Source organism: Nonlabens spongiae (assembly GCF_002117125.1).
Taxonomy (GTDB): Bacteria; Bacteroidota; Bacteroidia; order Flavobacteriales; family Flavobacteriaceae; genus Nonlabens; species Nonlabens spongiae.
On the sequence record NZ_CP019344.1, the window covers coordinates 2,337,238 to 2,360,141 of the forward strand.

Annotated in this window: 24 protein-coding genes; 7 read left to right on the forward strand and 17 right to left on the reverse strand. The window is 39.3% G+C overall.

The genetic code is table 11. From position 1 onward, the window contains the following. The first annotated feature begins 3 nt into the window (after window positions 1-3). The gene (locus BST97_RS10780) at window positions 4-1,620 is read left to right on the forward strand and encodes an Ig-like domain-containing protein (RefSeq protein WP_085768231.1); all 1,617 of its coding nucleotides are present in this window, start codon (window positions 4-6) and stop codon (window positions 1,618-1,620) included. On the opposite strand, the gene BST97_RS10785 is transcribed toward BST97_RS10780, so the two are convergent. From BST97_RS10785 to BST97_RS10830, 10 genes are all read right to left on the reverse strand, one after another. Then, on the reverse strand, window positions 1,604-2,389 hold the full coding sequence (locus BST97_RS10785; RefSeq protein ID WP_085767240.1) for a nitrilase family protein: 786 nt from the start codon (window positions 2,387-2,389) through the stop codon (window positions 1,604-1,606). The genes BST97_RS10780 and BST97_RS10785 overlap by 17 nt on opposite strands. Beyond that, window positions 2,379-2,783: an alternative ribosome rescue aminoacyl-tRNA hydrolase ArfB gene (gene arfB / locus BST97_RS10790; protein WP_085767241.1), complete on the reverse strand. Its 405-nt coding sequence runs from the start codon at window positions 2,781-2,783 to the stop codon at window positions 2,379-2,381. The genes BST97_RS10785 and arfB overlap by 11 nt, the downstream gene beginning before the upstream one ends. Then, window positions 2,776-4,332 carry a DUF4301 family protein gene (locus BST97_RS10795; protein ID WP_085767242.1) on the reverse strand — a complete coding sequence of 519 codons (1,557 nt, stop codon included), beginning with the start codon at window positions 4,330-4,332 and terminating at the stop codon, window positions 2,776-2,778. The genes arfB and BST97_RS10795 overlap by 8 nt, the downstream gene beginning before the upstream one ends. Beyond that, window positions 4,329-4,886 carry an AAA family ATPase gene (locus BST97_RS10800; RefSeq protein ID WP_085767243.1) on the reverse strand — a complete coding sequence of 186 codons (558 nt, stop codon included), beginning with the start codon at window positions 4,884-4,886 and terminating at the stop codon, window positions 4,329-4,331. The genes BST97_RS10795 and BST97_RS10800 overlap by 4 nt, the downstream gene beginning before the upstream one ends. Next, complete coding sequence (gene pnuC, locus BST97_RS10805) at window positions 4,841-5,473, reverse strand: nicotinamide riboside transporter PnuC (RefSeq protein ID WP_085767244.1); 633 nt, start codon at window positions 5,471-5,473, stop codon at window positions 4,841-4,843. The genes BST97_RS10800 and pnuC overlap by 46 nt, the downstream gene beginning before the upstream one ends. Window positions 5,474-5,608: 135 nt before the next feature. After that, entirely contained in the window at window positions 5,609-5,869 is a 261-nt protein-coding gene (locus BST97_RS10810; protein ID WP_085767245.1) for a thiamine-binding protein, read from the reverse strand. A gap of 68 nt (window positions 5,870-5,937) precedes the next feature. Then, a complete protein-coding gene (gene fic / locus BST97_RS10815; protein WP_085767246.1) occupies window positions 5,938-6,486 on the reverse strand; it encodes a protein adenylyltransferase Fic in 549 nt (182 codons plus the stop codon). 14 nt (window positions 6,487-6,500) lie between these two features. Then, entirely contained in the window at window positions 6,501-7,223 is a 723-nt protein-coding gene (locus BST97_RS10820; protein WP_085767247.1) for a hypothetical protein, read from the reverse strand. Between the two features lie 46 nt (window positions 7,224-7,269). Continuing rightward, on the reverse strand, window positions 7,270-8,004 hold the full coding sequence (locus BST97_RS10825; protein WP_085767248.1) for a geranylgeranylglyceryl/heptaprenylglyceryl phosphate synthase: 735 nt from the start codon (window positions 8,002-8,004) through the stop codon (window positions 7,270-7,272). Continuing rightward, entirely contained in the window at window positions 7,997-8,629 is a 633-nt protein-coding gene (locus BST97_RS10830; protein WP_085767249.1) for a 4'-phosphopantetheinyl transferase family protein, read from the reverse strand. The genes BST97_RS10825 and BST97_RS10830 overlap by 8 nt, the downstream gene beginning before the upstream one ends. A 110-nt stretch (window positions 8,630-8,739) precedes the next feature. On the opposite strand from BST97_RS10830, the gene ahcY reads away from it, so the two are divergent. Further along, window positions 8,740-10,056: an adenosylhomocysteinase gene (gene ahcY / locus BST97_RS10835; protein ID WP_085767250.1), complete on the forward strand. Its 1,317-nt coding sequence runs from the start codon at window positions 8,740-8,742 to the stop codon at window positions 10,054-10,056. A 320-nt stretch (window positions 10,057-10,376) separates the two neighbouring features. Further along, window positions 10,377-10,607 carry a hypothetical protein gene (locus tag BST97_RS10840; RefSeq protein ID WP_085767251.1) on the forward strand — a complete coding sequence of 77 codons (231 nt, stop codon included), beginning with the start codon at window positions 10,377-10,379 and terminating at the stop codon, window positions 10,605-10,607. A gap of 77 nt (window positions 10,608-10,684) precedes the next feature. On the opposite strand, the gene BST97_RS10845 is transcribed toward BST97_RS10840, so the two are convergent. The 4 genes from BST97_RS10845 to BST97_RS10860 form a co-directional block, all read right to left on the reverse strand. Further along, the gene (locus BST97_RS10845) at window positions 10,685-13,825 is read right to left on the reverse strand and encodes an alpha/beta hydrolase (RefSeq protein WP_085767252.1); all 3,141 of its coding nucleotides are present in this window, start codon (window positions 13,823-13,825) and stop codon (window positions 10,685-10,687) included. Between the two features lie 21 nt (window positions 13,826-13,846). Further along, the gene (locus tag BST97_RS10850) at window positions 13,847-14,362 is read right to left on the reverse strand and encodes a hypothetical protein (protein ID WP_085767253.1); all 516 of its coding nucleotides are present in this window, start codon (window positions 14,360-14,362) and stop codon (window positions 13,847-13,849) included. Window positions 14,363-14,615: 253 nt separating this feature from the next. Then, window positions 14,616-15,137, reverse strand: a complete 522-nt coding sequence (locus BST97_RS10855) for a hypothetical protein (protein WP_085767254.1) — start codon at window positions 15,135-15,137, stop codon at window positions 14,616-14,618. Window positions 15,138-15,400: 263 nt separating this feature from the next. After that, a complete protein-coding gene (locus tag BST97_RS10860; RefSeq protein ID WP_085767255.1) occupies window positions 15,401-15,745 on the reverse strand; it encodes a hypothetical protein in 345 nt (114 codons plus the stop codon). A gap of 529 nt (window positions 15,746-16,274) precedes the next feature. On the opposite strand from BST97_RS10860, the gene BST97_RS10865 reads away from it, so the two are divergent. Together BST97_RS10865 and BST97_RS10870 are read left to right on the forward strand one after the other, a co-directional pair. Further along, a complete protein-coding gene (locus tag BST97_RS10865; RefSeq protein ID WP_085767256.1) occupies window positions 16,275-16,631 on the forward strand; it encodes a hypothetical protein in 357 nt (118 codons plus the stop codon). Window positions 16,632-16,738: 107 nt separating this feature from the next. After that, a complete protein-coding gene (locus BST97_RS10870) occupies window positions 16,739-16,993 on the forward strand; it encodes a VOC family protein (RefSeq protein ID WP_317043416.1) in 255 nt (84 codons plus the stop codon). A 371-nt stretch (window positions 16,994-17,364) separates the two neighbouring features. On the opposite strand, the gene rpmA is transcribed toward BST97_RS10870, so the two are convergent. The 3 genes from rpmA to BST97_RS10885 form a co-directional block, all read right to left on the reverse strand. Next, window positions 17,365-17,625 carry a 50S ribosomal protein L27 gene (gene rpmA / locus BST97_RS10875; protein WP_085767258.1) on the reverse strand — a complete coding sequence of 87 codons (261 nt, stop codon included), beginning with the start codon at window positions 17,623-17,625 and terminating at the stop codon, window positions 17,365-17,367. A 44-nt stretch (window positions 17,626-17,669) separates the two neighbouring features. Next, window positions 17,670-18,098: a 50S ribosomal protein L21 gene (gene rplU, locus BST97_RS10880; protein ID WP_085767259.1), complete on the reverse strand. Its 429-nt coding sequence runs from the start codon at window positions 18,096-18,098 to the stop codon at window positions 17,670-17,672. 221 nt (window positions 18,099-18,319) lie between these two features. Further along, window positions 18,320-18,790, reverse strand: coding sequence for a DUF4199 domain-containing protein (locus tag BST97_RS10885; protein WP_085767260.1), 471 nt, complete (start codon window positions 18,788-18,790; stop codon window positions 18,320-18,322). Between the two features lie 173 nt (window positions 18,791-18,963). Here BST97_RS10885 and BST97_RS10890 point away from each other — a divergent pair, with 173 nt between their 5' ends. Beyond that, window positions 18,964-20,682, forward strand: coding sequence for an insulinase family protein (locus tag BST97_RS10890; protein ID WP_085767261.1), 1,719 nt, complete (start codon window positions 18,964-18,966; stop codon window positions 20,680-20,682). 26 nt (window positions 20,683-20,708) lie between these two features. Then, entirely contained in the window at window positions 20,709-22,754 is a 2,046-nt protein-coding gene (locus tag BST97_RS10895; protein WP_245833551.1) for a M16 family metallopeptidase, read from the forward strand. Window positions 22,755-22,904: the final 150 nt, after the last annotated feature.

The following is a 22,904-nucleotide window of genomic DNA, read 5'->3' on the forward strand; positions in this document are numbered from 1 at the left end:
AATGTGAAAAAGAATCTAGCTTTTCTATCCAGCGTTGCATTAATGATGCTCCTGCTGGTGCAATGTGCCAAAAGAGGTAGTCCCAGCGGCGGTCCCATAGATGAATTGCCGCCTATAATTGTGAGTGTTTATCCTGAAAACTATTCTACCAATTTTGAAGCAAAGGAAATCACCATTAGATTTAACGAGTACATTAAATTTAAAGATCTGCGCAAGCAACTGGTCATTTCTCCCCCCATGGAATATCCGCCTATTATTTTGCCTCAAGGTGGTGTAGGAAAAGAAATTACGATACGTATTCAAGATACCTTACTAGAAAATACAACGTATGTGATCAATTTTGGCCAAAGCGTGGTGGATAATAATGAAGGAAATCCCTATCCGTTTTTGAAATATGTATTTAGTACGGGTGATTATGTAGATTCCTTGAAACTCAAAGGACAAATCAAAAATGTACTTGAATTTGAAACCGACGAATTTGTAAATGTATTGCTTTACGAGTTGGACTCTACCTACACTGACAGTGCCGTCTTCAAAGAGCAGCCGCGCTACATTCTTAATACGCTGGATAGCTTGACCACATTCACCATGGAAAACCTCAAAGAGGGAACTTATCAAATGGTGGCACTCAAAGAGGAAAACAGCGATTATAGATACGATCCTTCTAGAGAGAAAATAGGTTTCTATCCAGAACCTATTACACTACCTTCTGATGAAACCTACGTTATCAATTTGTACAAACAAAATTTAGATGCAGAAATTGAAAATGCCAAGCATGTTTCTGAATTTAGAATCGACGTAGGTTATAAAGGGTACTTAGATAGTTTGAAAATCGAGCCGGTCGATAAAAATTTACTTTATGAAAGCCGTATCACCAAACTAGACGCCACTGACACTTTGCAATATTGGTTAAAGCCAATACCTCAAGTCGACACCTTGAGACTTAATGCGTCTCTGGGAAATTTTCAAGAAGAGTTCAAGGTCACGATTAAAGACAGTTTAAAAATCGACACTCTGAGTATCAATTCAAAAGCAAACGATTATCAAAAAAAGTTTTTCAAGAATGGGTCTATAATTTCAGCTACCACACCTATTGAATCTGTAAATGAAAATTTATTTGAGGTGATTGATAAAGACAGTACAGCTGTTCCTTTTACTTTGAAAATCGACAGTTTGAGAAATTTTGTACAAATCGATTACAAAGAAGAAGAGAGCCAGCGCTACCAGATGAAAGTCTTCCCAGGCGCCATCACCGATTTTTACGGATCAACCAATAAAGACACTTTAAGCCTGAATCAAGTCACCAAGGCAAATAAAGAATTTGGAAATATTTATATCCAGACAACTAATGGAGAAGAATTTCCCGTCATTGTCCAAATCGTCACCAAAGATTTAAAAGTCGTTGCGCAGGAAGTGATTTCTACTAACAAAGAAATCGCTTTTGAATTGATGAACCCCAATACCTATTATATCAGGTGGATTTATGATACCAATAAAAATGGACGCTACGACCCTGGGAATATTCTCAACCGCGAGCAACCAGAACGGATTCAATATTTAAGGAAGGAAATCAATTTAAAGCCAAATTGGGACGTAAATGAGATTATAAGTCTAGAGTAAATGCGTCACGATCTCCCAGAAAACGTAACTTCTCACGGTATTTTTCAATTTCCGATTTTTTAAGAATTACTGTTTTTACCCCATCGGTTTCCCAAGGGTGATCGATCATCTCTTTACCTAATATATTGTAAACTTGAGAGTGACCGTTATAATTCATACCCGTTCCATCAGTCCCCACACGATTAACGCCTATGCTGTAAGCCATGTTCTCAATGGCGCGGGCTTTTAACAATGCGTCCCAAGCATTTACACGAAGCACGGGCCAGTTTGCTACGTAGATCACCACATCATAATCTTGAGTGTTTCGTGCGTAAACTGGAAATCTCAGATCGTAGCAAATTTGCAGATTGAACTTCCAGCCCAGGTATTCTGCCATGACAGGTTTGCCACCTTTGTCATAAACCTTTTGCTCGCCCGCTAGTGTAAAAGTGTGTCGTTTATCGTAGATAAATAAATCTCCCTCAGGCGTTGCAAATAGGCCTCTGTTGACAAAACTGCCATCGCTTTTTTTAAGCATGGAGCTTCCGTAGATCGCAAAGTTTCCTTCGGCAGCTCGGGTTTTTAGATACGTGTAAATTTTTTCATCACTTGCAATACCTTGCGGCTTCATAGAGAATCCCGTGGTGAACATTTCAGGGATGATTACTAGATCGGTCTTTCCCTTAAGCTGCTTGAATTTATCTGAAAAAGCAGCAAGATTTGCCTGAGGATTCTCCCATTCTAAGGAAGTTTGTATCAGACTTACTCGCAGCTCGTTTTTACCCTTCATAGCGGTAGTTTCTATTGTTTTTTTTCTCGCTTTTTCTCCTTTTAGCCTCCAGTCTCTTGCGTTTTACGGCTTTGGGAATTCCTGTTTTCTTGCGGGCCTTTATAGGTTTTCTCGCTTCTTCCAGTAAGGCAAACAGCGATTGGATCACGCGTTCTTTATTGGTGGCCTGGCTGCGTGAACTCTGATCAGAAAGGATCAACACGCCATCATTTGTGAGCCGGTTGTTTAATCTGGCGATGATTCTTGAGTGTTCCGCTTTCGCGAAAGCGAGACTATTCAAAACATCAAAGTACAGTTGCACCTTTGTCGCCACTTTATTCACATGATGACCACCAGCACCGCTGCTGGCAACCGCTTTAAAATGGAACTCTTTTTGAATTTGATCTCTATCCATTCAACTGGTGTGCGGGTTTGAGCAGATCGTTCACCGTCTTGACCGGATTGAAAGTTTTGAGCGGCATCTCTAAGAAAATGCTGTTCCACTCAGACATGCCACCGTTCCAAAGACCTGGAAGTTCCTGCGCCTTGATCTCTTTACCCTTGCTTGATTTATAGGTGATAAACCCAGTGTCTGGATCGCTGTACTCGTGTAAATTGTATTTATTTCCTTTATGGTCACGCACGCTGCACACAATATCCACCGGATTGAAGTGCGTACCGCTGCGAGCAATTTTTTGCTGCGAGCTGCTGTTCTTGTCGACTTGAACGCCCTCGACAATCTCGATGGAAATCTCACCAAATTTATCCTCAACCCAGAACGGGCCGCCACCAGGTTCCCCCTCATTTTTTACCATCCCGCAAACCCGTAATGGGCGGTTGAGCTTGTCAAATAGGTATTTGTGCTGGTACTCCGTTTTGTATTTAAAGTAATCTCGAGGAAAAACGGTACAGAGGTCATTTTCTAGAAATTTCTCCATTTCTTTTTGTAGCTCGTCGCTAACATTGCTATTATCCAGTTTTTCCAGATAATCAAAAACCTTTGAACGCTTTTTCAAAAGATAGCCGGCAAGGATTTTTTTATAATCGCAGATCTCCTTTTCCAAACTGGAAACCGTAACATTATCAATATTCTTTACAAAAATGAGGTCAGCATCTTGTTTATCCAGATTATCGAGCAGCGCCCCATGGCCAGCGGGCCTAAAAAATAGGGTGCCATCATCCAGCACGATGGGATTGTTTTCCTCATCTACCGCGACTGTATCGGTATGCGGTTGCTGGAAGGAATAGGTCACATCAAAACTGATTCCCGTTTTTTGTTCCACGTGTTCCTCAATGCGCTTAAATTCTTCCTTGAAGTCTGATTTAAACGCGGGAGCAATTGTGAAGTGGAGGCGCGCCTTTCCCGTACATGAGGCGTAAATCGCAGCCTCAAAAAGATGCTCTTCAAAAGCCGTGGCGATGTGGTCTTTGTATTTGTGAAATGGAACAAGACCTTTGGGCATCCCGCCGTAATTGAAGCCGTTTTTTTCCATCATTTCACGTACAAACAAAAACTTTTGCTCTCCTTCATCCTTTGACCCCCAATCAGAATATTTCTGCTCGAGGGATTTTTTCACCTCAGCATAAAAGGGAAATTTTTCCAGCGCCGTGAAGAAAGTGAAAAGCTGATCTACCTTATTCTTATTGATATACGAGTTAACCGATTCTTTTTTAGGATCATAATTAGAAAGAAACTCATGTAAGAATTTGAACATGCGCGTGGCGGCACCGCTGGCTGGAACAAATTTTAAGATGTCTAGATCATCTTTCTGGCTGTCATATTGATCTTTGAGCGCCTCAATGTCAACTGACCTGAGACTCACGATTCCATCATCGATGATTGCTGCCCGATTCAGTCGTAAAGTGGGGAAGCCCTCTTGAAATCGGCGTATCTGTTCCTTGAGTTTTTCTTGAGAGATTCCTTTATCTTCAAGTTGTTTTTGCTGGGTGTCAGTTAGTTTCATTTAAAAGTTTGTTCTATGATTTGGATAGCGTTTTCCAGTCGCTGTTCTCCAGTTCCGGTAACGATTCCATAGTTTTTGTCAAATTTCTTGAGCGCGTCCTCAAATTGGTTAAAAATATACGCTCGATCATCGGGTCGGTCCCTAATGTCGTCTTTCTGCCAAGGTATGTCAACCTGCATAAGTAAATACAGGTCGTACTCAGATAATGCTATGACCTGCTCCAATTCTTCAGGTGCCACGTTGAAATAAATATGACTGTAAACCCAAGTTTCCAAAGCATCTGTATCGCAAAATAAGAATTTGTGGGCTTTTTTTGCAGCCTCATTTTCTAAACGTCGCTGACCACGCGTAATAGGCATTAAATCCTCTAGAGCGCAAACGGTGCCGGTTTGATCCATTTTTTCTTGCAGATATTCCCTAGCAAATTCTGGAATGTAGGTGGTGTGGTAGTGTTTTGCAAGCTTTCGCGAAAGCGTACTCTTACCTGTACTCTCTGGTCCAAAAAGTACTACTCGCTTGCCACTAAATTCCTTCTGAGGTGGTGTTTTTTCCATTCAACGAAGCCTACGTAAGCCATATAAGCGAGAAAAATATAGAGAATAGCGCTAAAACTGTAACCTTTAATAAAATATAAGGGAATCGTGATTATATTTCCTACCAATAAAACCAGCCAATGTTCCAGCTTGCGCAGAGCCATTTGCCACATTCCCACAAAGAAAATTCCCGTGGTAAAAATGTCTATGTAATTGAGATAGGAACTGAGCATACCTAAAAGCTGGTACACGACATAAACACCTATCACTGCACCTAGGAAGATCATCAGGGATTGCAGCCATTGCTCTTGAGAAACTCGTGTCACGGGAATCGCTTCCTCACCCAAATCGCTGCTCCAGTTGTACCAGCCGTACAGACTCATGATGAAATAATAAGCGTTAATAATCATATCGCCTGGCAGTTCCCATTGAAATAATAAATAAACATAAATTCCTGTCCCTAAAATACCAAATGGATATACCAAGACACTATTTCGTGCAGAAAATATTACGCTAACAATGGAGCAAATAACTGTCAATATCTCCAAAACAATATGCAGAGTAGAATACTCCTTATATTGTCCAAAAATGTAATCGATTATTTCCATGTCTGTTTATGCCCACCAACCCCCTGAAGGGGGCTTTAATTTGTGTTATGAACTTTCCTGTTAAGATCTTGAGCGGCTAGCGATTAGCAAGCGGCTTGTTGCGTACAGCTTAATGCCTAGAACCTAAAGCCTAAGTCAAAAATGCGGCTCGTAATCATGACGGTCAGTTTTGACCACTTTCATGTAAAAAAGAACGGCTTGTGTTTCCCTCATGCTCTCCTCCATTGCCTCGCTCAAAAATTGCATCATGGGTTTAAAGTCGCCATAAATCTGCGTGCTTAGTGGGTTTTCAAGTATCTTAAATTCAGAGTCGCGCAGTTTCTTGATGAATTTTATAATGTGTTCTTCATAATCTCCTTGGAGCGGAGACATGGTTAATTCTATGGATGCTTTCATGGGTTTAGTTAATGAGTTTATGAGTCTTTGAGTTTGTGAGGTCTAAGGTTCTTCTGTTTTGTAAAGGATCAATCTTCTTTCTTGTAGCCCTCGTAATAGTAAGATTGCTCGATTCCTTTGAAAATGATTTCTCTATCGTTGACTTTTGATGTCAGGTTCTCAGATAGTAACGTTCTTAATTCCAGATCATTTATAGGGCTGCGCTCCATGGCTTGCAAATACAAGATTTTATCTACAAACTGCCAGTTAACGACTTTTCTAAGTTTCTTTTTCAACATCATATCCAACCAAATTCTCATGGATCTCCCATTACCGTCCATAAAGGGATGGGCAATATTCATCTCAACGTATTTAGCAATGATGGTTTTAAAATCATTTTCAGGCATCTGTTCAATCTTCAATAAAATTTCCTTGAGGTACAAAGCATTCGCAAACCGGAAACCACCTTTAGAAATATTCTTCTCTCGGATGACGCCGGCATGATCATACAGGTCATTAAATAGATAGCTATGGATTTCTTGTAAACCTCGTGTAGATCCTACTTCAATGCGGTCTATTTTACCCGACTCAAATAAATCATAAGCCTTCTGCAAGCTTTGTTTATCGATGTTTTTCATACTGATTAAACTACTTAGTTGACGGGATTGTATTCTACCGGCATGAATACATCAATGCTAAAATCCAAATAGTAAAAGTGAATCGAGTCTTTTACATCAAAATCACCATTTTTATTTGAATCCTCGATAGTTCTATAATAAAGACGATTATTTACATCCCATATTTGATAATCAATAAGTTCATGGTTAGGTGGGCTAATTTTTTCAAAGCCAGTACCATCTATATCACTAATGTATAGAGATTCAACATCATTATAATTCAGTACCTCGTCTTGATTAGTGTCTTGGTCATTGATTTTATAAATTAAAAACTGCTTCTGAATGTTGTTATTAATTTCACTAGCGTAACGAATTGAATTAATATTTATATAGGCGTCTGTTAATGGATACAAGTCCTCTGTTCCGAGCTTCTGAAATTTAATATTATTTATATCGCCAGTTATCTCAAGCCCGTTGAAATTTGAAATTTTGAACTGTCCATAGCCATAACTAGACTTACTTAACCCATATCGGGTTTGACTTTTCGGTATTCTAAATTCGCCTATTAGATGCATCAAATACTCAGTACTGTCAATATGAATAGGATTTGATGCTAGAGGTACATAGGTTGAGTCTATGCCTAAGGTCTGCTCCTTGTTTTCATCCTCATAGGATATTTTCGGCTTTTTTTCAGATTCACATGAGATGATGGAGAAAATTATAAGTACAGAGTACAAAAATTTGATTGATGGTCTCATTCTAGAACTATTTATTTAGTCTTAATCAAATCTACCTGTTCATAATTTAAATATCAAGCCAACTCAGATTTTCTTCAATCGCTGTGCCCACCACGACCATTCTGGCGCCGGCATCAAATTTTGATTTAATGGCTTGCTTAGTGCGCAAGCCACCGCCTACGATTGTAGGTGTGTTCACTCGCTGTTGTACCGCCTTTACAATTTCATCGGTAACTGGTTGTTTTGCGCCGCTGCCCGCCTCGAGATAAATCAATTTATTACCCATAAACTGACCTGCCAAAGCCGTTTTAACCACCTCATCAATATCTTGCTGACTCATGGGAGTTGTATTAGAAACACGCGCCACCGCCGACTCATTTTTGCCATCAAGCAACAAATACGCGGTGGGTATTACCTCAATCCTTGCCTCTTGAACCTTATAAGCTGCGGCCACCTGTTCACCGATGAGGTAGTCTGGATTGCGACCAGAGATCAAGTTGAGGTACAGGATCGCATCTGCGGCGCTGGAAACTTGTTTGTGCGAGCCTGGGAAAAGTATAATAGGTAGTTTAGTCGATCCTCTCAGGTGTTGTGTCCACTTGTCAAAATCCACGTTTTCCATGGTACTGCCGCCTACCAGCAAAACTATTTGGTCTACGTCAAACTTCTTGATAATTCTGGAGCTGTTAAGAGATAACGCTTTCGCGAAAGCGGAAACCTCTTCAAATCCCATCTTTTCAGGATCTACCAAAATCCCTAACGTGCGCTCAACTGAAGTGATTAGGTCGTAGATTTTATGCATCTTTAGGGAGGATATAAACCATGGTGAAGCCTTTCATTTCAAGAAAAAAACCGTCAAAATCCAAACGGTCCTCTTCAAAATGGAGCGAGCAAGCTATAGTTTCTTGATCTATATTAAACCGATCCACTTTGCAGTGTGCCTTAAATCCAAGGCCTTTTGTGCCGTATAATTTATACATGGATTCTTTTGCACCCCAAATAACAGTCAACTCGCGGGTGGGATCCTCAATAGCGTTGAGATATTGACTCTCGTGATCAATAAATTTAATCGCAATTCGCTGAATCTTGTCCCGTTGCTTCTCAATATCAATTCCGGTAGGTGAATCACTTATCACAATCCCTGTAAAAGTAAAACTATGCGTAATGGAAATGTGGCGGCCGTCTTTGAGATAGGGTTTCCCATTCTCTGAATAATATAGATCGTTATCAGCGTAGCCCGCCTCCCGCAACAAATGCCTGATGCTTAAAAACCCCCTGCGGTGCAGTTCAGAACTCATGGTAAGCAACCGATTCATGGAGTTTTGAGACAACTCAATGTCTGTTCTAAGCCATGCTTCACTCTCCACAATCTCCCAGATGTATACCGCGGTATTACTCCTGTTGTTAAGTGTTTTGTAAAGCGGCATAAGAAGGCTTGTTTTTTCGTAGCTTTGCAACCGCAATTTAACAAATAATTAATGCCTCAACGACTTGATAGTGAGGGTTCACTTGAGGTCAGGCGTATTAAAACAAGCAAATGAGCACAGAAACGATTCCTTACGTTCCTTACAAAGTAAAAGATATTTCCCTAGCCGAATACGGCCGCCTGGAAATTGAACTTGCCGAAGCAGAAATGCCCGGTCTAATGTCCCTAAGGGAAGAATATAAAGACGAGCAGCCACTTAAAGGCGCTCGCATCGCTGGTTGCCTTCACATGACTATACAAACTGCGGTTCTAATTGAAACTCTCGTTGCTCTGGGAGCCGATGTAACCTGGTCTTCTTGTAACATTTTTTCTACACAAGATCATGCAGCAGCAGCAATTGCAGCAGCTGGAATACCGGTTTATGCATGGAAGGGAATGAGTGAGGAAGAGTTTAACTGGTGTATCGAGCAGACATTGTTTTTTGGGGAAGAGCGCCAGCCGCTTAACATGATCCTAGATGATGGTGGAGACTTGACTAACATGGTTTTTGATGAATATCCAGAACTTGCCAAAGGCATCAAAGGTCTTTCTGAAGAAACAACTACTGGAGTTCACAGATTGTACGAGCGCATGAAAAACGGTACGCTAGTTATGCCAGCGATCAACGTAAACGACTCAGTAACCAAGTCTAAGTTTGACAATAAATACGGTTGTAGAGAAAGTGCAGTAGATGCCGTACGTCGCGCTACAGACACTATGCTTGCCGGTAAGCGTGTGGTAGTTTGTGGCTATGGTGATGTAGGTAAAGGTACTGCAGCTTCTTTTAGAGGTGCTGGATCTATCGTAACGGTTACTGAAATCGATCCTATCTGTGCCCTTCAAGCAGCTATGGATGGTTATGAAGTTAAGAAGCTGGAGACTGTCGTAGGAAATGCAGATGTAGTGATCACTACTACAGGTAATAAAGACATCATAAGAGGTGAGCACTTTAAAGCGATGCGCGACAAAGTGATCGTTTGTAACATAGGACACTTTGATAACGAGATCGACGTAGCTTTCTTGAACAAAAACTACGGAGATACTAAAGTTGAAATCAAGCCTCAGGTTGACAAATACACGATCGACGGGAAGGACATTATCCTTCTTGCAGAAGGTCGTTTAGTGAATTTAGGTTGTGCAACGGGTCACCCGAGTTTTGTAATGAGTAATTCATTTACGAACCAAACGCTTGCTCAAATAGAGTTGTGGAACCACTCTGACAAGTACAAGAATGAAGTATACATGCTTCCTAAGCACCTTGATGAAAAGGTTGCAGCGCTTCACCTTGAGCGTATAGGAGCAGAACTTACTGAACTGAAAGAATATCAAGCTGACTACATAGGTGTTAAAGTTGAAGGACCTTTCAAGCCAGAATATTACAGATACTAGAACAGTAGGGCTGGAGAGGATGACAGACCGCTGGGCTTCGACTCCGCTCAGCCACCAGCTGAAAGACAAAAGACGAAAGACAATTTTATGGTGTTCAGATTTTGGTCTCTGCCAAAGTTGAAATTTTTATAAAGTTAAAGCATTCAGGTTTTCTGTCACTTTCTAAAAGCTAAATATTAGATCGCCGCTTTTTTAAAGAGCGGCGATTTTATTCACAACCTCTTTAATTTAACTGATTTTTAATTGGTTGTGTGAGAATTTTAGCCTATTATGCCAAAATTATTAATTTGCTAATTTATTAGCGGATAATTATAGAATTAATGAAAGATAAAAAACAATGGGTAGAAGAAGCTAATGAATGGTTGAATGCCAGCATGAGCAACATGTCCACCAGTGATCGTGTACATTCTTCTAGACGCGGTAAAGAGCTCATTTTGGGCATTAACGAAATCTATAAAGAAACTAAGGATCCAGAGTTAATGGAACTTATGAAAGAACTGACTGCAAAGAAGCAGAAAGTTGAAAAGAGACTGAAGGGAATCAGAATGTAGATTTGGTAACCTTTTTTGAAAAACCCCTCAAGTTGAAAACTTTGAGGGGTTTTTTTAATGAATAGATCAACTTCAAATCATTGAATTACGATCTGTACCGTTTCCATTTGATTAGAGCCATGTGAAATCTGCATAAAATAGTTTCCTGGACTTAGACCTGAAACGTCTAACGTATCACCTAATCTATGGCTCACATTCATTACCGTATTTGATGAATCGTCATAAATTACTACCCAAACATAATAGTTGCAATAGGGTTCTCCACTTGGATCTAATATTTGATCGTTGCACAATCCCATAAAAGTCCATAGGGATTCATCTTTTTTATCAATAAACATATCGTCATCAGCTGGATTTGGGAAAATCCTAAAATTGATACTGTCAGCTCCAGATGGTGGGGGTGGAGCACAATTGGTCCCGCATACATCTAAATTAACTGTATATTCTGTCCATTCTCCTGGTCCACAGTCGTTCACATATCGTATTCTAAATCTAACGGTCTCGTCACATTCAGGGAAAAATACCACTTCTCTCAAGGAGGTACCTGATCTTGCATTACCATCCCAAGCAGCGTTACCTTCCAGATACTCCCACTCTAAATAATCCACTTGTTCTGGAAAAGGAACGTTGATCAATGAAAATGCCTGAACATCGCAATAGGTATGTGATGGAGGATACAAACCTAATACCGCAAACCCATGAGTGACCTCAATAAGATCACCACCACTTTTGGGAACTCCCGCCCATACATTTTTACTGATTCTAGTATCAGCAGCTGTGACCCCACAATCAGGATAGTCTCCAAAATTAACGGATAAAGTATGGTTACCGTTCAACCATTCTTGTACCTCCACAACGTTAGGCAGGCTGGGGTCTGGAGTCGTGATAATGCCTGGATAATTCCAATTGTATTCTGGAGCGCCGGCTGGTACCGAGAAGATGGCTCTATCACAGAATTCATCTGGGCCAGTTATTTCCCAATCTTTTATTTCACATGCTAGAGCACAGGATTCTACAGAAGGATTATCTGATAACTCATCTATAAGCCAATTACCGTTTTGTAGGGTAAACTGTGTATGAGCTTGACTTATTAAAGGGTTAGCATGGAAGTTATCAAAAGGAATGTTCTTTGGTGCTGGCGGCGGCATTGTTGCGTCATATCGTTTGAACAAATCTATTGGATCAATAACAACATTCCCTTCTCCTACATCAAGACTGCTGTAAACAGGAATAAAACTAAATCTGGTTTGTAAAACATAATCATCTAGTTCTGCTGGTAATGTAGCAAAAGCATTAATATCATAAATACCACCATTTGAACTATCTAAAGCTAACATGTCATTAGTAGAATAAAATGCGCCTTGATCGATAAAATGTTCCTCAACTGTAAACAATCCCAATATCGTTTTCTTGATAAATACTTTTCCTTTATATATTCTTTCTATTTGTTGTGAAGGAAGAGCCTTACATGTAAATTCTGCCTTTATATCTGTATTGGTGGAAAGTAGAGACGATAAGACCCTGCCTGGATTTAGTGACAAGCCATTAGCGATGGCAAGTCCTATATTAGTCAGAAAAAATGGCAAATCAATCTTTTCATTTGCTTTAATTAAATCTGCTAAAGGTTCATAGTCTAATTGTGTACCACAGTCTGTTGAATTAGTAATTGCGATGTTACGGATGTTATCTTGCTGTGGGTAGCCTAAATTCTGATACTCTGTTAAAAAGCTATCGTGCAGCGTAGAACTAGGATGTGACAATCCCTGACCAGTACCATTTATCTGATAGATTAGCATCTGTTGAGCAGCTGGTGATTCAAGAATAGCAAGAGTCTCTGATAATTGATCATCGCTCAAATCGTCTAGATCTGCAATGTTTATATTTATCAAACTAAAGAAAACTGGTAAGGATATCTGCTCTCCTACTAAGTGACGAACTAGTGCTTGTACTGACAATGGAACATTTGCACCCTGATGAGGGCTATCATGGCTTATGTACAATTTAGTTTCATGAGTCTCACCATTGATCTCCATATCTCTTAATGCATATCGAGCAACCAGACCACCCATACTAATACCCAGTACCGCGTTTTTCTCTGTTCCTGTTTTTAAATCATTGACCTGCCGTATCACCTCTTCTACCATAAGCGCATTGCGCTGGATAAAATCTGTCCCATTTACATAATCAATAAAGACCAGATCATAATCTTCATCTTCAATGGCTTCATTTAACGCTGTTCCTGTGTCATCAATAGATATATCAAAACCTCCGACACCACTACCATTAATTAAATCATCATAAATGAAAGACCCTTCTGGATCAAAACCTTCAACTACTATTAAGGGTTTAGTGATTTGTGTGCGACCAGGAGCTAACTCTATAGTCACTCTACCGCTAGCACTTGCCCCTTGCCATGCTGCACCTGTAACCAGCTGTCGATTCCAGAACAATCCATTCCCATCAAAATCTAGGGTTGTATTTGGATTAACGTAATCTACTTTTAATTGTGAATGACTTTTTATACTAAGCCCATTGTCATAAATGAATTCTACTTTAATATCCTTTTCACCACCTGAGGAATAGTTTACTACTACATCTGCATCTAGTTCTATAGATCGGAAGCCTAGGCCATCATTAAAATCTATCTTAACGCCTTCAATAGATAGATTAATATTAGAGTAAATCAAAGCACTAGGTAACCTGAATGTAAAAAAACTACCCCTAATATCATTATTTAAAACAGTACTGGCAAATACCTTTTTTACTTCATAGGGATTCCTACCATTGCGATCATAAATTTGTTCATTTATGACGGATACATCTCCATTTGAATATGCATTTTCTTTGTACTGCTGGTATTCATAATGTTGTACACCTAGTAGCACATCTACATTTGAATTATCTATTTGATCATTTAAATTAGATTTAAATGCCTGTGGTGATAGCATCCCTGCGGCGGTATTACCTACTCTCATAGTATATAAAGAATTATAAAGACCTATAAATTCGGATTTACTCACGGCATTTGTTGTATTAATAGACCCATCTGCCAGTTCCATATTTACAAATCGTATCCCAAAATCCTTTAAATATCCAGTAGTCACCTTATTGGGATCAATATTTTTGAAAATATGATCCATACGGCTGGCATAGTCATTGTTTTGTGCCATTAACAGCATAGCTGTCAATAACATGATAGTAGTCATTAGTTTTTTCATAGTTGTTTTAGTTTTTATTGATTAAGGTATGTATTGCAAATCAAAGCGGCCATCGGTTATCTGAACTTGTTCACAACCATCTGTAGAAGTTGTGAATTCAAATTTTCCTGAAATAATAAAGTTTGTTGAATCTATTTTCGAAAAAAATACATTTCCTGTAATTGTTTCTTCATAGTCATAAAAACAATTGGAAGAACTTATTATCTGAATACGTGAACGGTAATTTGAGAAGTCGGTTAAATCGTATTGAATATTTTCACCTAAAGGATTTAAAAGAATTAATTTTATTCTTATTTCGGTATTATTGAACTCTGGCTCTGCACCAAACTGAAGAAAACCACCTTGATAAATAGCAAATTGTTGTGTAGTATTCGTAACATTTATTGGCTCACCATTTAGAAGAAATCCAAAGGTGTTTTCCCCAGTCATAGTAGCTGGTGGTAGTTGTGAAATGGGGTCTTGTGAATTGTCATCGTCATTTTTATCACAGGATAAAAGCGCTAAACAGGAAATTAAAATTAGAAGTATGTTTTTCATGATGTAAATATTAGGCTTCTTACTTATTAAGATGTCAGTTAGACTTTAAGGTTGCGTTATTGTTTGTTTTCGCGCCTGCCTGCCAGCAGGCAGGAAAGCGATATTCAATTTGTAAGTTGTTGTTTAAGGTTCCATCAGTTCAAAAAAACTACATATGATTGGAATAATCATTGTTTTGTGCTATCAACAGCATAGCAGTCAATAACATGATAGTGGTAGTTAGTTTTTTCATAGCGTTTTTATTTTTTAGCTCTTATCGGGTGAATACGGTATCGAACCGACCGTTGGTTACTTGGTAAATCATACCTGTCTCGGAATTTGTGACAGTAAACTCAAACGTTGCGGAGACAATGTTTGAATTTAAATCCAATTTGTTGACTACTATTCTACCAGGGTTACTTGATTGCGTCTCAAAATTGTTTTGCGCATCAATAAACACATCAGCACTAAAATTGTTTGATCCAACTTCGACAAGCGAGTAAGAAGAGGATTCTTCAATTGAGATATTTAGGGATCCTATTCCAATGCCTTGTATTGACGATTCGAATTGAGCAGAAATGTTAAAAAAATACTCCCCATCTACGAGCTGGTAAAAACAGTTAAAATTGCCGCTATTGTCAACAAACGGCTCACCATTTACCAAGCAACCAAAAGTTCCAGCGCCGTTTTGAGTGATGGGTGGAAGACAGTCTATTCCCTGGCAGGCGTTGTCGTCATCACTGTCGCAAGAATTGAATAAAGTAATAAATGAAATGAAAAGGATAAGCTTTTTCATGATATAAAGATTGAGGTTATTTACCTAGTAGATGTGAATTTAAGGTTATGGTTGCTTTATTGTTTGCTTTCGCGAAAGCATAAATTTCATATACTAATCAAGTAGAATTCCAGAAGATATACTATTCTTTTATAGGTTATGAAAATAGGGTTGATTGAGTTCTTCCATTGGTTATCAACACTTATTTGAGCTAATGCTAAAAAAGGTAGAATTGCAAAAAGTAATAGTAGTTTTCTCATTGATGGTATTTTTTATTTGTGATTTCATCTAGTGAAGAAAGAGTCAAATCTTCCTTCGGTTATTCTGATAACTTCATTTTCTGGACTTAAAAGCGACCCTTCAAATTTTCCAGAAATTATTTGATTGTTTAAATCAATTTTAGTGATGCTAACCATTCCTGAACCTGGAATAGAAGTTATATTGTCCGTTAAATTCGAGCCGGTATAAAAGCTTATAAAATAAAATCCATTAGAGTTTGAATCATTGAAATCATAATCGAGATTATAAACTCCTTCAGTAATATTCAATTTGTCCGCGCCAACACCCATGGAAGAAACTATACCAACTTCATCATTACCCTGTATTCCAAAAAAATATTCTCCATCCACCAGTTGGTAAAAGCAATTAAAATTACCGCTGTTGTCTACAAATGGCTCACCGTTTACCAGACAACCAAAAGTACCTGCTCCTGTTTGTGTGGCTGGTGGTTGGCAGTCAATCCCCTGACAATTATTATAGTCATCGCTGTCACAGGAAGAAAAAAAAATAAATAATATAGAATATAGAGTATTTTCTTCATATCATTAAAATTTTATCGTGTCTGCTTGAATAGGGGCTGGCTGGCACGTTGTACTCACTTTTTTAAAGTGTCACAGGTTGTAAATCATTTCTAAAATTAAATCATTTACTCGATAAAACTAGTTATTAATCAGATTATTAACAGTTTCGTATTATTGGGCATCAATTTTCATAGATTAAAATTTCCAAATTATTTAATTGATATGAGTTAAAAAATGTAATCTTGACCATATTAAAGATGTAAATCAAAACGGTTGGGATTACTTAAAAGATAGAGTGTAGTGTATCTCATTAAAATACAGAAACCCTATCTTCGTTATCTAACAAACTACCTCGACCATGAAGCGATTGTGCCTTTTGATTTTTGCAGCTGTAACTCTTGCATCTTGCACGACTGATTTTCCTAAAAAATCAATCGAGACAGCGTCATTAAATGGTTTTATTGAAGGAGGTAATGCCGGTGGGGTTTATGGTGAGGCTGGTCTTAAAATTACAAAGGACAGCATCCAAATGACGGACTGGCCCATGTCACGACTCACTGATAACTTGAACACCATTCTAGATCGCGAATTTGAAGATCTATCTGAATTTCCCGGTTTTTATACCATCCAGATCGCCAATGTAGGAGAGCTGGAGCAAGTTGAGTTTTGTGATTCAATTGCAAGTATTCTAGTTGAAAACAAGCTGCTCAAATAGTGAGTGAAATCAAATCCGTAAGACCCTTCATTGGCGCTAAAAACTACAATGTATCGCGTGCATTTTATAGGAAATTAGGGTTTGAAGAGTATGTCACTTCTCCAAAGATGTCCTATTTCTCTAAACAACGTTTTGGATTTTACCTTCAAGATTATTTTGTGGAAGATTGGGTCAATAACTCCATGATCTTTCTAGAAGTAAGAGACGTTCAAAAAGAGTACAATCGCATTCTCGCACTCAACCTGCAAAATCAATTTCCTACAATCAAGCTAAAACCAATTGTAACCAACGATTGGGGCAGCGAGTTCTTTCTCCATGATCCCAGTAATATATTGTGGCATATAGGGAGTTTCAATTCTTAGTGCAGTTGTTTGAAAATTTAATTGGGTTTCGAGAGCGCTTCGACATCCCGATAGCTATCGGGACAGCATGACACCTCAGCAATCACAACTAGATCGAGCCCTGAGGTTCTCGAAGGGCGGCGTTGACATTCTCAATAACTAAAACGGGCTTCGAGTGCCTCAGCCCTCATATTAAGATCGAGCACTGAGGTACTCGAAGGGCAAATCCAAAAAATTTAAAAGATCACATAGGTAACTCCCCTCTCTCCTGCATCCGACGACTGAGGTAAGAAGGAGAGGAATGCAAGAAAGGGGATGGGGGTGAGGCATAAAAAATCCCAACCCGATCAAAAGATCAAGTTGGGATCAATAAGATTTAAGTGGAAGCTTTATTAAGCTTCTGCTGGAATGATGCTTACAAATGAGCGGTTGTTACGCTTTTTTGTGAATTGCACTTTTCCATCAACTCTTGCGTGTAATGTATAATCTTTTCCAGCATATACATTCTCACCTGGATGGTGCTCCATACCACGCTGGCGCACGATTATGTTACCAGCGATAGCCTCTTGACCACCAAAGATTTTTACACCCAGTCGTTTCGATTCTGATTCTCTTCCGTTCTTAGAACTACCTACTCCTTTTTTATGAGCCATGATATTTTATTTAGCTCCCACTCGAGGCGGGACAAATTGAACTTTTACTCTTCTTCACCTTTTGCAGGCTCTTTTGCAACCGCTTCTTTCTTGTCAGCTACTTTACCTTTGGGAGCGTCATCTGCTTTCTTTGCCTTAGGCTTAGCTGCAGATTTTTTTCCTCCACTAGTAATTCCAGTAATCTCTATTTGAGTAAGATACTGTCTATGACCGTTTTTCTTTTTGTAACCTTTACGTCGTTTCTTCTTAAAAACGATCACTTTGTCACCCTTAAGGTGTCCCAGAACTTTTGCTTCAGCAAATGCTCCTTCTATAGCTGGGGCGCCGAGGGTGATGTTGTCACCGTCACCTAAAAGAAGAACCTTGTCGATGTTAAAACTAGCACCTTCATCTTCTTTCAAGCGATGTACGTACAACTTCTGATCCTTCTCGATCTTGAACTGTTGCCCTGCTATCTCTACGATTGCATACATAACTTTGAATTAACTATTGATTTTAGGGCTGCAAATATACCTCTATTCCAAAACTCTACAAACTTATCAACAAATTTTCAATAAAAGTTTGTACGTTCATCTAGAGGCCACTCTTACAGTAGATTGAATTAAAACTTCTAGCATTCATTTTTATTGTTCCGCTTTCGTACTGCGCCGTCGGCAAGCCTATGGCGACCGATGGAAAGCGAGAACAGATAAACCTAAGCTTTATGATTCATGGGTTTTTGCTCTGCGCGCACCTGACGGGTATTCCATGATCTCTTATAAATGGGCAGGATGCACAGCGCGCTCACGATCGTAGTTGCAAGACCTGATAGGAATATGAATAACAAGATGGCAACATTTACACCACTACCAGCGATTTCTACCTGTTGTCTAATCTCGGCACCCAGGTCAGGGTTAATTTCGTAAAGGTAGATCGCCATAAAAACGGTAAATATGAGTGTGCCTATGAATCCTGAAACCAGCGCTGCCTGAAACCCTTCCATATATTTAAATTTTTCCTTCTCGTGTTTGTAAACGTCACGCACGGCTAGGAACAGACTCCCAGCGGTAAGAACGGCATTGAAAAACGAGAAATAGACATTATCTGCCAGTCCTAGAAGGTCGAGCAAAATAAAATATGCAATAAGGGTAATGGCTAGGTAGACTCCGTATTTAAAGGTATTCATTTGGTTATATTAAGTGTTTTCAAGTAAAAGTAGAATTTAGTGTCCTTATTTTCCCAATATTTGAAATTACTTTAACGGTATTGCGCTTTCGCGAAAGCTAACTTTACCAAAATAATTGTAACATCATCATAAATTTTCATACCTATGATGAATAATAAACAAATCTAAACCCAATGAAAAAATTAGTCTTGAGTCTGGCTGCCGTCTTAGCAACGGCAACCAGCTTTGCCCAAGAGGTGGAGTTTACCGAGTACGACCTTGATAACGGGCTACACGTGATCCTACATCAAGAAAATAGTGCTCCAGTGGTCACTACAGCAGTGATGTACCAGGTAGGAGCAAAAGATGAAGAGCCTGGAAGAACCGGTTTTGCCCACTTTTTTGAACACCTATTATTTGAAGGAACAGAAAACATCGAGCGCGGTGAGTGGTTTGATATCGTAGCGGCAAACGGTGGTAGCAACAACGCAAACACTACTCAAGACCGTACATACTATTACGAGACGTTCCCTTCTAATAAACTAGAAATGGGCTTATGGATGGAAAGTGAGCGTATGCTACATCCTAAAATCGAGCAAATAGGTGTAGATACCCAAAATGAGGTTGTCAAAGAAGAAAAGAGACAGCGCATCGATAATGCACCTTATGGGGCTATTATATATCGTACAGGAATTGACAAGCATTTGTTCAAAAAGCACCCGTATGGTCAGTCAGTAATAGGTTCTATGGAAGATTTAAATGCGGCGAAACTGGAGGAGTTTCAAGCGTTTAATGATAAATATTACAATCCTAACAACGCCGTGCTAGTTGTTGCAGGAGACATAGATATCGATGAAACTAAGAAGATGATCGAGGATTACTTTGGTCCTATTCCTAACAAGGCGCCAGTTCCACAACGTGTGAACATCAAAGAAGACCCGATTACTGAGACACGATATGAAACCGAGTATGACGCAAACATCCAGATTCCTGTAAAAGTCTTTTCATGGATTACACCTAAAAATACAAGTAAAGATGCCTACATCATGGACTATATAAGCTCTGTACTTACTGGTGGTAATAGCTCTAGAATGTATAAAAGAATGGTTGAAGAGGAGCAGTTCGCACTTCAAGTACTTGCCTTTAACCAAGCTAACCAAGATTATGGAACTTATACCATGGGTGCACTTGCTAAGGGCGATGTGGAATTAAGCAAACTTGCCGAGGTGATGGATGAGGAGATCGTAAAACTTCAAACTGAATTGATCTCTGAACGTGAATTCCAAAAACTACGCAACCAATTTGAAGCTCAATATGTAAGTTCTAACTCTCGTGTAGAAGGAATCGCTGCTTCGCTAGCAAGTTACTACATGCTTCAAGGAGATACTGATCGTATCAACAAAGAACTTGATATCTACAAAAGCATTACAAGAGAGGATATCAAACGTGCTGCTAATCAATACTTGAAGCCAAGCAAGCGCCTTGAGCTTGATTATCTAGCCGGTAGCGCTCCAGAAGAAGGTGCTGAAGGCGATGTAGAGGATATCGAGATCAAGGATATGAAAATGCAGGTTAACACGATTTACTTTGAGGACGACAAAGACGCTATTACTCCTAGTGCAGAGAAAGAATTGACTCGTGTAGCAAATATGATGATCAAGAATCCAGGAATGGAAATACTTGCAGAGACTTATACCGACACTCGTGGTAGTGCTGATTATAACAAAGACCTCTCTCAACGTAGGGCAAATAATGTGAAAGCATTTCTTACCATGAAAGGTGTCGAGGACAGCCGTATCAAGGCGGTAGGTCGTGGAGAAGACAATCCTGTAATAGACTGTGAGTCAAAAAAATGTACTGACGAAGAGTACGAGCAATCCAGAAGAACTGAATTTACCGTTACCAAACAATAATGATGATGAACAAGAAATTTATATATATGATCGCCTTACTCTTTATAGGAGTAACGGCAACAGCACAAATAGATCGATCGCAACCTCCTAAATCAGGTCCCACTCCTGAAATCAAATTAGGAAAGCCTTACACCTTTGAACTTAAGAATGGTATGCAGGTACTTGTGGTAGAAGATCGCAAGCTTCCTACCATCAGCTTTAGTTTGAGCCTAGACAATCCACCTATTGTTGAGGGAGAAAAAGCAGGTGTAGTTTCTCTTGCCAGCTCCATCATGGGTAAGGGAACTACTGAAATGTCTAAAGAAGAGTTCAATGAAAAAGTTGATTTTCTAGGAGCTAACCTATTTGTGAGTATGAGTGGTGGTTACGCAGGTACACTTTCAAAATATACTGAAGAAGTTTTTGAAATGTTTGCTGATGCGGCTTTGAAACCTAATTTTACTCAAGATGAACTAGACTTTGAAAAATCTCAACTTATTGAGAGCATCAAATCTGGAGAAAACAGCGCCGCTGCGATTGCAGGTCGTGTAAGAAGTGCTCTGGCTTACGGTAAAAATCACGCTGCTGGTGAGTTTGCGACAGAAGAAACCATCAATAATGTAACCCTTCAGGATGTAGAGAATTATTACAATAAGTATTTCTCTCCTTCAAATGCTTACATGGTGATAAGCGGTGATATCAAGGGTAAGCAGGCTAAGAAACTGGTCAAGAAATACTTCAAAGATTGGGAGGCAAAAGAAATTGCCATGCCACAATTACCTAGAGTAACCGATGTGGATCAAAGACAAATCAACTTTGTAGATGTGCCTAATGCGGTACAAACAGAGCTTGCGGTAATCATGGTTTCAGATCTAAAAATGAATGATCCAGATTATCACGCAGCAGTTGTTGCAAACTATATTTTGGGAGGTAGTTTTGGTTCGTACCTCAACATGAACCTGAGAGAAGAAAATGGGTACACTTATGGAGCTCGTACTTCCTTGGGAACTGGTAAAAATTACAAGTCTACGTTCAGAGCTACCGCAAAAGTACGTAACGAGGTTACTGACAGTGCAGTAGTGGAGACCATGAAGGAGATCAAACGAATCAGAGATGAGTACGTAGATGATGAAATGCTTGCTAATGCAAAAGCAAAATTCTTAGGGAACTTCATCATGCAGTCTGAAGATAAGTCAGTAGTGGCAGATCGTGCAGTGCGCATCAGGACTATGGATCTTCCTGAAGATTTCTACAAGAACTTTATCAAAAACATCAACGCGGTTACAAAAGAAGATGTGAAGCGTGTGGCTAACAAATATATCAAGCCTGAAAAAGCTCGTATCGTACTTGTAGGTAAAGCTGGAGATGTTCTTGAGAACCTAGAGAAAATGCAAATCGATGGCCGTCCCGTGCCTATCAAATTTTACGATAAGATGGCTGAGCCCACAGAGCGTCCGTCTACAGTTGAAATTCCAGCTGGTTTAACTGCTCAAGATGTTTTGGATAGTTATATCAAGGCAATAGGTGGTGAAGAGGCTGTGAGTAAGATCAAGTCGACTGATATGTTTGCCGTTTATACAAGCCCAATGGGAGAACTTGTTCTTGAAATGAAAAGAGCAAATAATGATAAGTTTTTACAAACCGTTCAAGTAGCTGGTAACGTAGTTCAAAAGCAGGTTTATAAAGACGGTAAAGCATTGATGAGCGCTCAAGGTCAGACAAGGGAATTAGAGGGTGATGAGAAAATGGCTGTAGCTGCTGAGGCTTTGATGTTCCCAGAGCTTACCGCTGCAGATAAAGCAGAGCTGGTTAAAGCAGAGCGCTTTGACGATAGCAACGTCTACATAATCAAATGGAGCGACACAAAAAATCGTTATTATGATATTCAGAGCGGCTTACTCTTAGCTGAAGAAAACATCATGAAAACTCCACAAGGAGAAATGTCAAATGTTTTGAGATTTGAGGATTATAAGGAAGTAGAGGGAGTTAAATTCCCAATGATGTTAAAACAAGATATGATGGGACAAACCCTTTCATTTGAAGTAAAGAAAATGGATGTGAATTCAGGTCTTTCAGATAAAGACTTTGAATAATTTATCCAAATTTTAATGATCAACCCGCTGCCTCAACGCAGCGGGTTTTTTATTTTGTTACGCTTTCGCGAAAGCGGAAAACCTAATCCACCATCTTTAAAGATTAGTTTTCAGCAGTCCTTATAAGCTCATAATAGAGTTTCAGCAATT

Coding starts and splice junctions, on each gene's coding strand:
- BST97_RS10785 (WP_085767240.1), bottom strand. CDS start 2,389: ATGAAGGGTAAAAACGAGCTGCGAGTAAGTCTGATACAAACTTCCTTA.
- arfB (WP_085767241.1), bottom strand. CDS start 2,783: ATGGATAGAGATCAAATTCAAAAAGAGTTCCATTTTAAAGCGGTTGCC.
- BST97_RS10795 (WP_085767242.1), bottom strand. CDS start 4,332: ATGAAACTAACTGACACCCAGCAAAAACAACTTGAAGATAAAGGAATC.
- BST97_RS10800 (WP_085767243.1), bottom strand. CDS start 4,886: ATGGAAAAAACACCACCTCAGAAGGAATTTAGTGGCAAGCGAGTAGTA.
- pnuC (WP_085767244.1), bottom strand. CDS start 5,473: ATGGAAATAATCGATTACATTTTTGGACAATATAAGGAGTATTCTACT.
- BST97_RS10810 (WP_085767245.1), bottom strand. CDS start 5,869: ATGAAAGCATCCATAGAATTAACCATGTCTCCGCTCCAAGGAGATTAT.
- fic (WP_085767246.1), bottom strand. CDS start 6,486: ATGAAAAACATCGATAAACAAAGCTTGCAGAAGGCTTATGATTTATTT.
- BST97_RS10820 (WP_085767247.1), bottom strand. CDS start 7,223: ATGAGACCATCAATCAAATTTTTGTACTCTGTACTTATAATTTTCTCC.
- BST97_RS10825 (WP_085767248.1), bottom strand. CDS start 8,004: ATGCATAAAATCTACGACCTAATCACTTCAGTTGAGCGCACGTTAGGG.
- BST97_RS10830 (WP_085767249.1), bottom strand. CDS start 8,629: ATGCCGCTTTACAAAACACTTAACAACAGGAGTAATACCGCGGTATAC.
- ahcY (WP_085767250.1), top strand. CDS start 8,740: ATGAGCACAGAAACGATTCCTTACGTTCCTTACAAAGTAAAAGATATT.
- BST97_RS10840 (WP_085767251.1), top strand. CDS start 10,377: ATGAAAGATAAAAAACAATGGGTAGAAGAAGCTAATGAATGGTTGAAT.
- BST97_RS10845 (WP_085767252.1), bottom strand. CDS start 13,825: ATGAAAAAACTAATGACTACTATCATGTTATTGACAGCTATGCTGTTA.
- BST97_RS10850 (WP_085767253.1), bottom strand. CDS start 14,362: ATGAAAAACATACTTCTAATTTTAATTTCCTGTTTAGCGCTTTTATCC.
- BST97_RS10855 (WP_085767254.1), bottom strand. CDS start 15,137: ATGAAAAAGCTTATCCTTTTCATTTCATTTATTACTTTATTCAATTCT.
- BST97_RS10865 (WP_085767256.1), top strand. CDS start 16,275: ATGAAGCGATTGTGCCTTTTGATTTTTGCAGCTGTAACTCTTGCATCT.
- BST97_RS10870 (WP_317043416.1), top strand. CDS start 16,739: ATGTCCTATTTCTCTAAACAACGTTTTGGATTTTACCTTCAAGATTAT.
- rpmA (WP_085767258.1), bottom strand. CDS start 17,625: ATGGCTCATAAAAAAGGAGTAGGTAGTTCTAAGAACGGAAGAGAATCA.
- rplU (WP_085767259.1), bottom strand. CDS start 18,098: ATGTATGCAATCGTAGAGATAGCAGGGCAACAGTTCAAGATCGAGAAG.
- BST97_RS10885 (WP_085767260.1), bottom strand. CDS start 18,790: ATGAATACCTTTAAATACGGAGTCTACCTAGCCATTACCCTTATTGCA.
- BST97_RS10890 (WP_085767261.1), top strand. CDS start 18,964: ATGAAAAAATTAGTCTTGAGTCTGGCTGCCGTCTTAGCAACGGCAACC.
- BST97_RS10895 (WP_245833551.1), top strand. CDS start 20,709: ATGATCGCCTTACTCTTTATAGGAGTAACGGCAACAGCACAAATAGAT.